The organism is Coprococcus sp. AF38-1 (genome assembly GCF_003603945.1).
Classification (GTDB): domain Bacteria; phylum Bacillota; class Clostridia; order Lachnospirales; family Lachnospiraceae; genus Coprococcus; species Coprococcus aceti.
Genome location: NZ_QVGO01000007.1, coordinates 116,759 through 130,983, shown reverse-complemented (window position 1 = coordinate 130,983; position 14,225 = coordinate 116,759). Strand labels below are relative to the sequence as shown.

The window sequence follows — 14,225 nt, the reverse complement described above, 5'->3', positions numbered from 1 at the left end:
AGATAGATTGTATGGGGTGGATATGGCATTTGTGTCTTATGAATATGAAGAGAAGAAAGATCAGAACATTTCTCACCGTTCTCGGCGTGATGATAGGTGTTATATCGGTTGTAGCACTTCTGGCTGTGGGAATCGGAGTCAAGAACGAGATGATAGATTCTGCGGTTGCAAGTGGAAGTGTCAACCAGATAACGATATACAGTGAGACCGGAAGTAAGCATAAGGATCGAATGATAACGGACAGAACGATATCTACATTGACAGATCTTGCAAATGTGGATGGTTGTTATCCTCTGTATGAGGTTCCTGTGAGTATGAAGTATGGGGAGTATGAATACTTTGGCAATCTTGTGGGTGTGCCGGGAAATGAGCTTGATGGCTGGAGTCTGGCCTATGGGGAAAACAGCAATTCTTCACATGGGACACCTGAACTGATCTCGGGCAGCAGTGTGGGCAAAATGTTCTTCAATCAAAAGATATTTGACAGTTACGAGAAGAGAGAGAATAAGAGTATTGCGTCCCTTGTCAGAAAGAGATTTGACACGACCGTCGGATGGAGCGGTGAAAGTGACAGGATATTCAAACTGAAGCTCGCCGGGGTTTTATCTGATGGAGATACGGATAACAGCTCTGACAATGCTTCTGCTGACACTTCTTATGACAGCGCAGTTCAGGATGAAGAGTCTGACGAATCGCTGGACATCTCTGACAGCTACAGCGAGAAGTCTCAGACGATATACTGTGATATGGATTCACTGAAAAGCCTGCTCAGAAAGGTCAGCGCCGATGGCAAGCTGTACGGTCAGCCGGTGGATGGCAATGGCAACAGCTACCGTGAATTTGTCTACACATCAGCGGTGGTGATCGTAGATGATATAAATAACGTCGATGCGATGGTAAAAAAGCTTCAGGACATGGGGTATCAGACAGAGAATTCCAAGGAATATCTGGACACGATACAGAAGTACCTCAAGATGATACAGCTTCTTCTCGGCGGAATCGGAATGATAGCACTTATTGTGGCTGTCATAGGAATAAGCAACACCATGACGACCTCTGTATTCGACCGGGTAAACGAGATCGGTATATTGAAGGTCCTCGGCTGCGACATAGACGAGCTCAGACTTCTGTTCCTCATTGAGGCCGCAGTGATAGGACTTGTCGGAGGCGTCCTCGGAGTATTATCCTCCTACGGAGTGAGAATAGTGGTGAATAAAGCCGCCGTCTCCATGTTCAACCTTGCAAAAGGAACCCAGATAGCCATGATCCCATGGTGGCTTGCACTGACCGGAGTCCTCGGCTCCGTGATCCTCGGAGTGGCAGCAGGCTATTTCCCAGCAAGATGGGCCTCAAAACTAAGACCAATAGACGCCGTGACAAGGAGGTAAAAGGTCACAAAATTATCGCAAACATAAAGAAAAAGCCAGAAAGATACAAAAAAGCCCTATAAGAAAGTAAATTAGCTCGTACCCTGTAAGGGTGTGGGGCCATCGTTAGTTCAGAAAGTCGAGTGTGATGGAACATATCATTACAGGGTACGGGCTTCATTATCTCAAAGGACTTTTCGTCCGTTTTCGTCCTACTTCCTATTGGCTCTGTAACGGAGAGTATGGTCAAGAATCTTCTTACGGATTCTGAATGACTTTGGTGTGATCTCCAGAAGCTCATCAGTGTCGATGAAGTCAAGAGCCTGCTCAAGACTCATCACCTTTGGAGGTGAAAGCTTGAGAGCATCATCTGATCCTGAAGAACGTGTGTTGGTAAGCTGCTTCTTCTTGCAGACATTGACCTCCATGTCCTCAGCACGAGGATTCTCACCTACAACCATACCGGCGTAAACCTGCTCACCAGGTCCGATGAACAGTGTTCCACGCTCCTGTGCGTTGAAAAGACCATATGTGATCGAAGTACCTGACTCGAATGCGATGAGTGATCCCTTTGAACGGTAGCTCATGTCACCCTTGTATGGAAGATACTCGTCAAATGTTGTGTTGATGATACCTGTACCCTTGGTAGCTGTCATGAAGTCACCACGGAATCCGATAAGTCCACGGGATGGAACAGAGAACTCAAGTCTTGTGGTTCCATTTCCTGTAGGAGCCATTCCCTGAAGCTCACCCTTTCTCTGGTTCAGCATGTTGATGATAGTACCTGCAAATTCGTCAGGAACATCTATATAAGCGATCTCAAATGGCTCAAGCTTATGTCCGAGCTCATCTTCCTTGTAGATAACCTCAGCCTTACTTACTGCAAATTCATAACCTTCACGTCTCATGTTCTCGATGAGGACTGACAGGTGAAGCTCACCACGGCCTGAAACCTTGAAAGCCTCAGTTGTGTCAGTCTCCTCAACTCGGAGGCTGACATCTGTGTTCAGCTCTCTGAAAAGTCTCTCACGAAGATGTCTTGATGTTACGAACTTACCTTCCTTGCCTGCGAGAGGAGAGTCATTTACCATGAATGTCATGGCGATGGTTGGCTCAGAAATCTTCTGGAAAGGAATTGGGTCAGGATTCTCAGGGGAGCAGAGAGTATCACCTATCTGTACATCTGCGATGCCTGAAACAGCAACGATAGAACCTATCTGTGCTTCCTTAACCTCTATCTTGTTAAGACCCTCATACTCGAAAAGCTTTCCGATACGAACCCTCTCCAGCTTGTCCGGGTCATGCTCATTTACTATGACAAGATCCTCATTTACCTTGAGGACACCATTGTCGACCTTGCCGACACCGATACGTCCAACGTACTCGTTGTAGTCGATTGTGCTGACAAGCATCTGTACACCTGCCTCAGGATCGCCTGTAGGAGCAGGAATGTAATCAATTATAGTGTCGAACAGAGGCTTCATGTCTGTGCCTGGCTCGGATGAGTCAAGTGTTGCATAACCGGACTTGGCAGAAGCAAATACAAATGGACAGTCAAGCTGATCTTCATTTGCATCAAGCTCGATGAGAAGCTCAAGAACTTCGTCAACGACCTCATCAGGGCGTGCCTCCGGACGATCACATTTATTTACACATACGATAACTGCAAGATTAAGCTCAAGAGCTTTCTTCAGAACGAACTTGGTCTGTGGCATAGGACCCTCAAATGCATCAACAACGAGGATTACTCCGTTTACCATCTTAAGAACTCGCTCAACCTCACCGCCGAAGTCTGCATGACCCGGAGTATCAATGATGTTGATCTTGGTGCTTCCATATGTTACGGCAGTATTCTTGGAGAGGATAGTGATTCCTCTTTCACGCTCGATATCGTTGGAATCCATGACACGCTCAGCGACCTCCTGATTGTCACGGAACACACCGCTCTGCTTTAAGAGCTCGTCTACAAGTGTTGTTTTACCGTGGTCAACGTGGGCGATGATAGCCACATTTCTGATATCATCTCTTGTTATCTTCATAATTTTCACTCTTTCTTTCAAATTTAGTCTACTTTACAACGGTTAACATTCTAGCATAGTGAAAAAACCAATGCAATAATTATAATGTACAAAAATGTTGTAAAAATGAGGGCAAATGGCGGAAAAATGATTATTTTGCAGCCGCCTTGAGCAGCATCTCCTTAAGTTCGTCAGGTGAGAACTTGTAATGAGAGTTGCAGAACTGACAGTTGACCTCTATAGGTTCGCCCTCCTCAAGAAGACTTGCAATCTCCTTCTTTCCGAGGCTGAGTACCGCATTGTAGTATCTCTCCTTGCTACAGTTGCAGTGCCACCCTGTAGGAAGCTCGTCGGTTACGACCACATCATATCCCTCAAATACATCTTTGATGATGTCAAGAGGACTCTTGCCGGCATCAAGAAGGCTTGTAATAGAAGAGAATTCGTTGAGTCTCTTCTCAAGGACATCGATGAGTTCATCCGATGCAAATGGCATGAGCTGGATGATGAATCCGCCTGCCTGTTTTACTGTGTTATCCTTTTCCATAAGAACACCAAGAGCAACCGATGTTGGAATCTGCTCTGATGTTGCAAAGTAGTATGTCAGATCCTCGGCGATCTCACCGGACACGAGCTGGGTCTGACCTACATAAGGCTCCTTGAGACCTATATCCTTGATGACTGACAGTACGCCGAGATCAAGGGCTTTTGCAACATCCAGCTTGCCCTTGTCATTGGCATGGAGGATTACATTTGGATTGTTTACATAACCCTTGACTCTTGAATGTGCGTCTGCAGTTACGGTAAGTCCTCCGATCGGTCCGTTGCACTGGATCTGAAGTGTGAGTACGTCGGACTCGTTCTTGCACTGTGCTCCCATAAGTGCTCCTGCTGTGAGCAGTCTTCCAAGTGCGGCTGTAGCCACAGGGCTTGTGTTGTGGATAGACCTTGCGGTTTCCACGATATCTCTTGTTGTTCCGGCGAAGAATCTTACCTGATTGTTCGCTGCCATACCTCTTATTATATGATCGCTCATGTTGTATACCTCGCTATTCTATGTTGATTAGTTTTGTTACATTTTGAAATCTGTCCGGTTATCTCTATATATAATCGCATTATAATAATGATATATTGGACAATCTTCACCATTTTATATTATGAATGATGATAAGACAAGCCTATTCATAGTGTTTGTTATCCTGGTGTGTCTCCCTTGCAACCACGTATACCCTTTCACTGGAATCTGTGGCTGGCTGCCATGTAAATGCATCGTACATGGCGACGAGCTCCATGCCTGAGTCAGCAACGCATTTCCTCATGTCATCAAGGGTCAGGCCTCGCTGATAATGGAATTCCTGATACTTCCTGTATAGAGGACACTCATCATCCGGCTCAATGCCTGATTCTGGGTATTCTGGGAGAAACAGGCTGAGAGCCAGCTCATTTATATCGGTTTCCGTATCGTAGTAGTTATCCCAGATAAAGCTCACGTCGTCCCTGTCCTCGGCTATGGTGCTGTCGGCTACCACGTCCTTAAAGTAGTGGCGGGTCTTGAAGTCACAGACAAATATGCCCCTTGATTCAAGATAGTTATTTGCCAGTCTGAATACATGGGTGATATCGGAAAGTTCTGTCAGGTAGTTGATGCTGTCGCACACGCACACGATGGCATTTACCGTGCCGAAGAGCTCAAACTCCCTCATGTCCTGCATGAGATATAAGATGGATTCATGTCCTGTATCCAGCTTTTTCTCATTTGCCACCTCAAGCATCTCATATGAATTGTCGATACCGATCATGTCGTATCCGGCATCCGCAAGCCTTTCCGTTATCTCTCCGGTGCCACATCCAAGCTCACATATGAGCCCTTCGTTCACTCCGTATTTTCTCAAAACTTCTATTATATATGTGCACCAGTCATCATATGGAATGTTGTCCATCAGTTCATCATAGACACTGGCGAATACCTCATAAGCGTTCATGCTTCCTCCTTCAGCCTGCGCTGGTCAAATCTCTTGATAACAGTTTGAATTGTACCACAGCTTAAGTTTTATAGTAAACTGCAATAAATAATTATGCATAAAATTCGAATGATTGTTGAAGAAACTTAAAATAGCATTTATTATGTTACTGGGCAGAACAAATATAAAAATCAGAAAGAGGACAAGCAGAGATGGAATACTGGGATATTTACGATGTAAACAAGCAGCCTACAGGGCGCACGATGAAGAGAAATGACTGGAATATGAAACCGGGGGATTATCACCTCACAGTGCTCGGTGTGCTCCAGAACAGAGAGGGAAAGTATCTGATTACCAAGCGTGTCATGACAAAGGCGTGGGCAGCAGGCTGGTGGGAGGTATCCGGCGGCGGAGTGCAGGCAGGAGAGTCATCCATAGAGGCTGTCAGACGAGAGGTGATAGAGGAGACAGGCATAGACGTAAGTGATTTCGATGGAGGCTTGCAGTTTACATATAGGAGAGATAACCCGGATGAGAAGGACAACTACTTTGTGGATGTCTATAAGTTTACTGGAGATTTTTCTGAAATAGATATCAGGCCTCAGGAGGCGGAGACTGATGGTTTTAAGCTGGCAACGCTGGATGAGATAAAAGAATATGCAGAGCAGGGAATCTTCCTTCATTATGACAGTATCAAGAAAGTGTTTGAATAAGCCGGGCTGCTTATACCAAAAAACAGTTTGAAAAACACAGCATATATGCTAATATAGTTAAGATTAGAGAGGAATCGGGCGAAAAAGCGTTATAAAGCCTGAAAAGATAAATTTCAAGGAGGCATTTTCAAAAATGGCTGAGACATACAACCACAAAGTCGTTGAAGGAAAGTGGCAGAAGGTCTGGGATGACAACAAGGCATTTGCTGCTACAGATGATTATTCAAAACCAAAGTATTATGCGTTAGTTGAGTTCCCATACCCATCAGGTCAGGGACTCCATGTAGGTCACCCAAGACCATACACAGCGCTTGATATAGTAGCAAGAAAGAGAAGAATGCAGGGCTACAACGTTTTGTATCCAATGGGCTGGGATGCATTTGGTCTCCCTACAGAGAACTATGCGATCAAGAACAAGATCCATCCAAAGGAAGTAACCAAGACGAATGTTGCAAGATTCAAGAAACAGCTCCACTCACTTGGATACTCATTCGACTGGGACAGAGAGATCAACACAACTGATCCTGAATATTACAAGTGGACACAGTGGATATTCCTCAAACTCTTCAAGGCTGGTCTCGCATACAAGAAGGAGATGCCTATCAACTGGTGTACATCATGTAAGGTTGGTCTTGCAAATGAGGAGGTTGTCAACGGCGTATGTGAGCGTTGTGGCAGCGAGGTTGTCCGCAAGGTTAAGTCTGAGTGGATGCTCAAGATCACAGATTACGCAGACAAGCTCATTGAAGGACTTGACGGCGTGGATTACATCGAGCGTGTAAAGGTTTCACAGAAGAACTGGATCGGACGTTCAACAGGAGCTGAGGTAGATTTCTCAGTAAAGGGCAAAGAGGACAAGCTCCGCATATATACAACAAGATGCGATACATTATTCGGAGTAACATACATGGTAGTTTCACCGGAGCATCCAATCCTTGACAAGTACAAGGACGAGATCGGCAACTGGTCAGACATCGAGGCATACCGTGAGCAGGCAGCGAAGAAGAGCGACTTTGAGCGTTCAGAGCTTGCAAAGGATAAGACTGGTGTATGCATAGACGGACTCACAGCCATCAACCCTGTAAATGGCAAGGAGATCCCTATATACGTATCAGACTATGTACTCATGAGCTACGGAACAGGTGCTATCATGGCGGTTCCTGCACATGATGACAGAGACTGGGAATTTGCAAAGAAGTTCGGACTTCCACTCATTCAGGTTGTTGCAAAGGATGGCGAGGAAGTAGATATAAATGAGGCTGCATTTACAGATGTGGCAACAGGAGTGCTCATCAACTCAGATTTCCTCAACGGCCTTGAGGTAAAGGATGCAAAGGAGAAGATGATAAAGTTCCTGGAGGAGAAGGGTATCGGTCAGGCAAAGACAAACTACAAGCTCCGTGACTGGGTATTCTCACGTCAGAGATACTGGGGTGAGCCAATTCCTATCGTTCACTGCGATAAGTGTGGTTATGTACCTATCGACGAGAGCCAGCTTCCGTTGCTTCTTCCAGAGGTAGACAGCTACATGCCGACAGACAACGGCGAGTCACCACTTGCAGCTATGACAGACTGGGTAAACACCACATGTCCATGCTGCGGCGGTCCTGCAAAGAGAGAGACGGATACTATGCCACAGTGGGCTGGATCATCATGGTATTTCCTCAGATATACAGATCCTCACAACACAGAGGCTCTTGCAAGCAAGGAGGCACTCAAGTACTGGCTTCCTGTTGACTGGTACAACGGAGGAATGGAGCATACAACACTCCACCTTCTGTATTCAAGATTCTGGCACAAGTTCCTGTACGATCAGGGCGTAGTTCCTACACCAGAGCCATACCAGAAGAGAACATCACATGGTATGATCCTCGGTGAGAACGGCGAGAAGATGAGTAAGTCAAGAGGCAACGTTGTAAATCCTGACGACATCGTAGATGTATACGGTGCAGATACACTTCGTACTTACGAGATGTTCATCGGAGCATTTGACCTTGCAGCTTCATGGTCAGAGGATGGTGTCAAGGGATGTAGAAGATTCCTCGACAGAGTATGGAAGCTTCAGGACAGTGTGACAGACGAGAAGGGCTACTCCAAGGATATGGAGACCAAGATGCACCAGGTTATCAAGAAGGTTTCAAATGACTTCGAGAACCTGAAGTACAACACAGCTATCGCAGCCATGATGGCACTTCTCAACGACTTCTACAAGAAGGGAAGCGTTACAGCAGATGAGTTCAAGACACTGCTCATCCTGTTAAACCCTGTTGCACCTCATATCACAGAGGAGCTGTGGTCAGTAAAGAACTATGGCGGATATGTATATCAGCAGACATGGCCAGAGTTCGATGAGGCAAAGACAGTAGAGTCAACAGTAGAGATCGCTGTACAGATCAACGGTAAGACTAAGGCAACACTTGCGATCGGCAAGGAGGATCCAAAGGATGAGGTTATCGCAAAGGCTAAGGAAGTGATCGCCGACAAGCTCACAGGTAACGTTATCAAGGAGATTTATGTTCCTGGACGTATTGTGAATATTGTTATGAAATAATTTGAGAAGAAAATCTCACAATAGAATAAAGTGCTTGGAAATATTGAAAAGTTCGCTGAAAATCAAGGTTTGCAGACATTTTTCTTCAAAGAAAAGGTATCGTAGAATACCGCAAAATATCGTAATAGATTTTTAAAATGGAGTAAATTTGGAGTAAAAGTTGAAAGAAAATGGAGTAAATATTTCAAAATAATATTACAAAATAGCGTAGACAGTGGTAACACTGCTTACGCTGTTTTTATAAACTTATAGAATGAGATACAGGCATATGATATAATTTAAAGTATAGAAAAAATAGTATGAAATGAGGATAGATACGGAATGCCAAAAGGAATTTCAAAAGAATTTCAAAATATTATAAAAAGAACAGCACCGAATCCTTTTTATACAGAAGAAAAGGGTTGTTTATTTTTAGGAGATAGTATAGAAGTTTTAAAAAGAATTAAGGATTCATCGGTAGATTTGATTTTTGCAGACCCACCATATTCGATAAAAAAAGCGGATTGGGATACGTTTGAAAACCAAGAAGAATATATTAAATTTTCAAATAAATGGATTAAAGAAGCAAGCAGAATTTTAAAAGATACGGGGACATTATATGTATGTGGATTTTCTGAAATATTAGCAGATATTCACCATCCAGCAATGAAATACTTTTATAATTGTAGATGGCTAATTTGGTATTATAAGAATAAGGCAAATTTAGGGAATGATTGGGGACGAAGTCACGAAAGTATTTTGTGTTTAAGAAAGTCTAAAAATCATATAATGAATGTTGATTCTGTAAGAATTCCATATAATGCTCATACATTGAAATATCCAGCACGTACGCAAGCGAAAACTAGCCAGTATGGAAATGGAAAAGAAAGAGGGGCGTGGACACCAAATCCATTAGGAGCAAAACCTAAAGATGTGATAGAAATTCCTACGACATGTAATGGAATGGGCGAAAAAACCCCACACCCAACACAAAAGCCAGAAGAATTGTTGCGTAAAATTATTTTAGCTTCGTCTAACAAGGGAGATGTTATATTAGATCCATTTGTTGGAAGCGGAACAACTGCTGTATGTGCCAAACAATTAGAAAGGCAATGGATAGGTATAGATAAAAGTGAAGAATACTTAAATTGGGCTGTTGAAAGATTAGAAAAAATTCAAAGAAAAACAATAGAGGAATGGATACAATATGATAAATCTATTGTATCAAGAAGGGAGACAATACGATGAAAACTTTATGGGAACTAATGTCATGGGTTTCAGAAAAGCAAAGATTTGAAACGATTGGAGATTATGTAGAATTTGCAAAATATTACTTAGAATTTATTGAAACAGAATTGCAGGCAGAATTGGTAGCTAAAAATGAAAATAATTATCGCTTTTTTCAGTATAGACGAGACGGAGAGTATAACATAACTCGCCCTGTTAATTCAGAATTATTTTTTAAACTTGCAGAATATGAAAGTATAGCACCGGATTTTGAGAAAATTCTTACAAATATAAGAGATATAAAAGATGATGAAGAAGCAAGAGGAAAAATCAATAATTTTATTTATACTACGCAACAGACAATAGGTTGTGCTTTAGATGCCCTTCCATCTTCTAAAACTAATACATCAAGAAAAGTGAACGGTGATTTGTTTGAACGTTTAATGCAGATGATTATAAGACAGTTGGGATTTACGATAGATTCAGAAACTTTGAGTGTTCCTGTACCAAAATCGGTGGAAAAAATGAATTATCAGAATGACATAGAAATAAAAGTAGAAGGGGAAATTGTTGCGATAGGCTCGGTTAAAACATCAAGTAAAGATAGAATTGATAAGATTTTTTTGGATAAACTGATGTATAATCGTTTAACTAACACAGATACACCTCATTTTGCAATCTTTTTACATGATGTACAACGAGCTGGAAAAGAACCAAATTATAAAACAGGTCAAACATTTTTGACAGGGCATTTTAAGGCATATACTATTGGTTTGAATCCTTTAGATGGTGTGTATTATTGTGATTTGCGTCCAATTATGAAAACTGATGATTTGTTAAAAGAACATATAAAATCGTTAGATTATTTATTATGTGAAGATGTTTGAAAATTTGTATAAAGGTAATAGAAATGAAAATTTATAAGAATTCAATTTATATAACAGGGTTATTAACAATAATAACTTTTGCAGGAAGTTTAATTTTACACTATATTATTTCTTCAAAAGAAGCTGAGTTTTGGTGTAATATTCTTCTTGGTATATTTGGTGGCGCAGTATTAACCTTAATATCTTCGATAATTGGGTATAAAGTAGAGCGTAAAAGGATTCTTGAAAAATTTTATTATTATACAAACAAAATTTTGAAACAAATAAATCAATATCAATTTAATATGACATTAGAAGAAAAAATAGATTTTTTATTAGAGTATGTCGATAGTGATAAAATCGAATGGGATTCATGTCTTGGAGATATAGATTTTTTGTTTGATTTTGGGAAAAAGAATTTTAAGTATATTTTCCATTCTATATATGAACCACTATTGGAATTGCAGAATGCTGTGCAAAAACATTATTGGCATTTTAAGTGGTATAAAGATGGAACAGGAAAAAATGATAGAGTTATGGAACACTTTTTGGAAGAAATTGAACCTTTGATACTTGACAGAAAGAAAGAGAGTGTTCCCGGAGAATTTGAAGAAAGTGATACTACTACAGAAAGAATAGTTATAACTTCTGTATCGAATAGAATTGTAGAAAAAATCAATAAAGAATTGAGTGGAAAATATTATAAACTTATGTATAAATAGAAATGTAGTGAGGTCAAGGAACAAGGCGAAGCCGATACGCCGTAGGGCAGTCCTTGACGGAACGGACACAATCAACAGCACCATGATACATCAGAGGACTTGAAAGGTCAGAAACCTTGCAAGTCCTCTTGTTTGTTATTGGGCATTATATTTTAAGTAAAGAGCTTCTTTTATTTGTTCTTTTTCAAATGCTTTTATGTGAGCGTCTTGTATTCCGTTGTCGATGTAAAAGCAATCGTCAGCTTGTGAGTAGGCAAGTTTGGTAACTTCTGGTTTATACGTCTTTGTATCAATTCCATAATAGTAAATCGTGGCGGTTGTTAATACCATATGAATACTTTCAAAATCTCTTGTAAAAATAGTATGCCTGTTGGAATAGAAGAAATCAGACGGACATTCGTAGAATTGAGAGCTATCTTCTTTCAAAAATAATGGAAGTATGTGCATTGCATTTCCACCACGATTGACAAGGACATAAAAGCGTGGAATGAGAGCGGCATATTGGGTCATCATGGCAATATATATATCATCTAAGTTATCAAGAAGATACTCGGAACAGGTGTTGTTGTAAAAGACATATTGCAGAGCGTTATCATTTGGGGTTGTATGTTCCATGGGCACATTTTGTCCGTAAAGCCACCGCAAGTCTACATCTAAAGAGTCGGCAATTAGTTCCATTTTATCGGCTTTTGGATTGTATTGTCCCGAAAGATAGGAACTGAACGCTCCTTTGCTGATACCAGTATCTTTGACTATATCCACTTGTTTTTTATTTTTTGCTTTCATGGCAAATTTAATCCGTTCTGCGATTGTATTCATCTGAAAACCTCTCTTTCCATATCTCATTATAACTTCTCATATCATATCGTCTAAGGACACTATATCATAAGTTCAGAAAAAAGAAAACAAAAAGTTCATAAAAAACTAAACTTTCTGTTGCGGAATAAACATATTTATGCTAATATAAAACTAAGTTCAGAAATAACTGAACAAAAACGACGTCGTAATAGGAAAATGAAAATATGAGAAACTGACCTATCGGTTCAACGGGGAGAAAGGAACGAGTATGCAGATTACATTGACAAAAGAACAGGTAAAAGAAGCTTTTGGAGAACTTCGTTTTATGGGTGCGGACAACTGTTACCGCTATGACAAAGACAGCAAGAAGAAAACAGAGGATGTGGAAGCCTTAAAACTTCATCTCGGAAGCATGAAAATTGGGAACAGCGTGGATATTCGTTTGGAAGCAACGGAACTTCCGAAGATTGAGCCTTATGCGGTGGTAGAACTGGAAGAACCAGTATATGCCCCTTATGTGCAGAGAGGAAACTTTCCGGTATTAGTGGAAAAGATTACCTGTAAAGGTATCCGTCCTGTTCCGAATAAAAATATGTAGGTGGTCAAAGTTCCTGCCCTCTTTCTGACGTACCAAACGGCAGGTTGAGGGTAGGGCAATGGCAACGCCATTGCAGATAGGAGGTATGTGAAATTTGGAAGAAAGAAGCGGAAGTTTTCTTCCAGAACTCCCCTATACTAACAGGGGAGTAATACGACAGAAAGAAGAATTAAGTGCTTTGATAGATTGGTGTCAGGTGACCATTAAGGAAGTTCCGTTAGAAGTAGTTATAGAAGATGTACTGAGAATACCGTTGGAACTTATGACGGTAACAGGCTATGAAAAAGGAATTGCAGGACATGAGGTTGTGGCAATCTTTGATAATATCAAGGTACTAAAACCAACAGGAAATGCACAGTATCAAGGATTTCAGATTTTAATGAGTGGGAAAGGCTGTCGCAACTATGAGAATTTTTTACAACTCAATGAGGAAACTTGGTTTGATTTTTTTAACAGAGTTTGTCAGTATCATATCAATTTCCCTCGGATTGATTTGGCGATAGACGACAGAAAACCGTATTTGAGTGTTCCCGATTTGATTATACGGACAAAAGAGGGATTGCTTTCTTCAAAGTTACGGGAGATAGATTTTCATGATTCGGGAGAATTGAAAGAAGATGTATTTCAGAGTAAAGGTGGCAGTCTTTATATCGGTAGTTCAGCCAGTAATTTGAGATTGGTGTTTTATGAAAAGGGATATGAACAGAGTAAAAAATATGGAATAGAATTAGACGAAAATTGGAATAGATATGAATTGAGATTTCGGCGGGAAATGGCAGTTAGTGTAGTACAGGAATTATTGAGATATAAAGATGTAGCAAGGCTGGCAATGGAAGTATTGAACAGTAAAATACGATTTTTGGAAAAGCCAACAGACTGTATGACAACAAGAAAAAGGCTTTATCCCACTTATCGAGCATGGGCGGAATTGATGAAAGACATAGGCAAGGTCAAACTTACTATGCAACCACAGAAGAAAAGTCTGCAAAAGGTATGGGAGTGGTTAGAAAAATATGTTGCCCCGTCTTTGAAATTGTTTGCAGAAGTTGGGAAGATAGAGCAGAGAGATTATATTGCTAATCTTATAGCAAATGGAGAAATGAATATCACACAAAAGCAGTTGTATGATGATTACATAAAAGCAAGAAAATTAGACGAAAGGGGGTAATCGTATCGAGAAAGCATTACTAAATATAAATGAATTTTGTGAGTATATGGGGATTGGGAAAACAAAGGCAAGAGAATTGTTGAACAATCCTAAAAATAGATTTACAGTACGCATTGGTAATCGGTTGTATGCAAATAAGAAATTACTTGATGAATGGCTGGAATATCAATGCAAAAGGGCTTGAAAAGAAAATGAGGTGTCGATATAATGAAAATTGAAATATTTACTTTACCATATTTCTTTCAGTAGAAGAAAGG

Annotated in this window: 13 protein-coding genes; 9 read left to right on the top strand and 4 right to left on the bottom strand. The window is 40.9% G+C overall.

From position 1 onward, the window contains the following. The first annotated feature begins 11 nt into the window (after window positions 1-11). Window positions 12-1,388: an ABC transporter permease gene (locus tag DW025_RS11640; protein WP_120000030.1), complete on the top strand. Its 1,377-nt coding sequence runs from the start codon at window positions 12-14 to the stop codon at window positions 1,386-1,388. A 191-nt stretch (window positions 1,389-1,579) separates the two neighbouring features. On the opposite strand, the gene typA is transcribed toward DW025_RS11640, so the two are convergent. The 3 genes from typA to DW025_RS11625 all read right to left on the bottom strand — a co-directional run bounded on the left by typA (window position 1,580) and on the right by DW025_RS11625 (window position 5,367). Beyond that, window positions 1,580-3,406: a translational GTPase TypA gene (typA, locus tag DW025_RS11635; protein ID WP_022215896.1), complete on the bottom strand. Its 1,827-nt coding sequence runs from the start codon at window positions 3,404-3,406 to the stop codon at window positions 1,580-1,582. A 130-nt stretch (window positions 3,407-3,536) separates the two neighbouring features. Next, window positions 3,537-4,421: an Hsp33 family molecular chaperone HslO gene (gene hslO / locus DW025_RS11630; RefSeq protein ID WP_120000028.1), complete on the bottom strand. Its 885-nt coding sequence runs from the start codon at window positions 4,419-4,421 to the stop codon at window positions 3,537-3,539. A 142-nt stretch (window positions 4,422-4,563) separates the two neighbouring features. Further along, window positions 4,564-5,367, bottom strand: coding sequence for a class I SAM-dependent DNA methyltransferase (locus tag DW025_RS11625; protein ID WP_120000026.1), 804 nt, complete (start codon window positions 5,365-5,367; stop codon window positions 4,564-4,566). A 191-nt stretch (window positions 5,368-5,558) separates the two neighbouring features. On the opposite strand from DW025_RS11625, the gene DW025_RS11620 reads away from it, so the two are divergent. The 5 genes from DW025_RS11620 to DW025_RS11600 all read left to right on the top strand — a co-directional run bounded on the left by DW025_RS11620 (window position 5,559) and on the right by DW025_RS11600 (window position 11,404). Beyond that, window positions 5,559-6,059 carry an NUDIX hydrolase gene (locus tag DW025_RS11620; RefSeq protein WP_015533927.1) on the top strand — a complete coding sequence of 167 codons (501 nt, stop codon included), beginning with the start codon at window positions 5,559-5,561 and terminating at the stop codon, window positions 6,057-6,059. A 133-nt stretch (window positions 6,060-6,192) separates the two neighbouring features. Beyond that, window positions 6,193-8,610, top strand: a complete 2,418-nt coding sequence (gene leuS / locus DW025_RS11615) for a leucine--tRNA ligase (RefSeq protein WP_055146959.1) — start codon at window positions 6,193-6,195, stop codon at window positions 8,608-8,610. Between the two features lie 321 nt (window positions 8,611-8,931). Next, window positions 8,932-9,837 (top strand): DNA-methyltransferase, encoded by a 906-nt coding sequence (locus DW025_RS11610; protein WP_120000024.1) that lies wholly within the window; start codon window positions 8,932-8,934, stop codon window positions 9,835-9,837. Then, window positions 9,834-10,703: a hypothetical protein gene (locus DW025_RS11605; RefSeq protein ID WP_120000022.1), complete on the top strand. Its 870-nt coding sequence runs from the start codon at window positions 9,834-9,836 to the stop codon at window positions 10,701-10,703. Before DW025_RS11610 ends, DW025_RS11605 begins: the two co-directional genes overlap by 4 nt. Before the next feature lie 23 nt (window positions 10,704-10,726). Further along, window positions 10,727-11,404 (top strand): hypothetical protein, encoded by a 678-nt coding sequence (locus tag DW025_RS11600; RefSeq protein ID WP_120000020.1) that lies wholly within the window; start codon window positions 10,727-10,729, stop codon window positions 11,402-11,404. Window positions 11,405-11,539: 135 nt separating this feature from the next. Here DW025_RS11600 and DW025_RS11595 read toward each other — a convergent pair whose 3' ends face one another. After that, a complete protein-coding gene (locus DW025_RS11595; RefSeq protein ID WP_120000073.1) occupies window positions 11,540-12,223 on the bottom strand; it encodes a helix-turn-helix domain-containing protein in 684 nt (227 codons plus the stop codon). 247 nt (window positions 12,224-12,470) lie between these two features. Here DW025_RS11595 and DW025_RS11590 point away from each other — a divergent pair, with 247 nt between their 5' ends. The 3 genes from DW025_RS11590 to DW025_RS15490 all read left to right on the top strand — a co-directional run bounded on the left by DW025_RS11590 (window position 12,471) and on the right by DW025_RS15490 (window position 14,152). Beyond that, window positions 12,471-12,800, top strand: coding sequence for a hypothetical protein (locus tag DW025_RS11590; RefSeq protein WP_120000018.1), 330 nt, complete (start codon window positions 12,471-12,473; stop codon window positions 12,798-12,800). Window positions 12,801-12,894: 94 nt separating this feature from the next. Next, window positions 12,895-13,968, top strand: a complete 1,074-nt coding sequence (locus DW025_RS11585; protein ID WP_165854786.1) for a replication initiation factor domain-containing protein — start codon at window positions 12,895-12,897, stop codon at window positions 13,966-13,968. 4 nt (window positions 13,969-13,972) lie between these two features. Then, complete coding sequence (locus DW025_RS15490) at window positions 13,973-14,152, top strand: excisionase (protein ID WP_081445676.1); 180 nt, start codon at window positions 13,973-13,975, stop codon at window positions 14,150-14,152. Window positions 14,153-14,225 lie beyond the last annotated feature (73 nt).

Coding starts and splice junctions, on each gene's coding strand:
- DW025_RS11640 (WP_120000030.1), top strand. CDS start 12: ATGGGGTGGATATGGCATTTGTGTCTTATGAATATGAAGAGAAGAAAG.
- typA (WP_022215896.1), bottom strand. CDS start 3,406: ATGAAGATAACAAGAGATGATATCAGAAATGTGGCTATCATCGCCCAC.
- hslO (WP_120000028.1), bottom strand. CDS start 4,421: ATGAGCGATCATATAATAAGAGGTATGGCAGCGAACAATCAGGTAAGA.
- DW025_RS11625 (WP_120000026.1), bottom strand. CDS start 5,367: ATGAACGCTTATGAGGTATTCGCCAGTGTCTATGATGAACTGATGGAC.
- DW025_RS11620 (WP_015533927.1), top strand. CDS start 5,559: ATGGAATACTGGGATATTTACGATGTAAACAAGCAGCCTACAGGGCGC.
- leuS (WP_055146959.1), top strand. CDS start 6,193: ATGGCTGAGACATACAACCACAAAGTCGTTGAAGGAAAGTGGCAGAAG.
- DW025_RS11610 (WP_120000024.1), top strand. CDS start 8,932: ATGCCAAAAGGAATTTCAAAAGAATTTCAAAATATTATAAAAAGAACA.
- DW025_RS11605 (WP_120000022.1), top strand. CDS start 9,834: ATGAAAACTTTATGGGAACTAATGTCATGGGTTTCAGAAAAGCAAAGA.
- DW025_RS11600 (WP_120000020.1), top strand. CDS start 10,727: ATGAAAATTTATAAGAATTCAATTTATATAACAGGGTTATTAACAATA.
- DW025_RS11595 (WP_120000073.1), bottom strand. CDS start 12,223: ATGAATACAATCGCAGAACGGATTAAATTTGCCATGAAAGCAAAAAAT.
- DW025_RS11590 (WP_120000018.1), top strand. CDS start 12,471: ATGCAGATTACATTGACAAAAGAACAGGTAAAAGAAGCTTTTGGAGAA.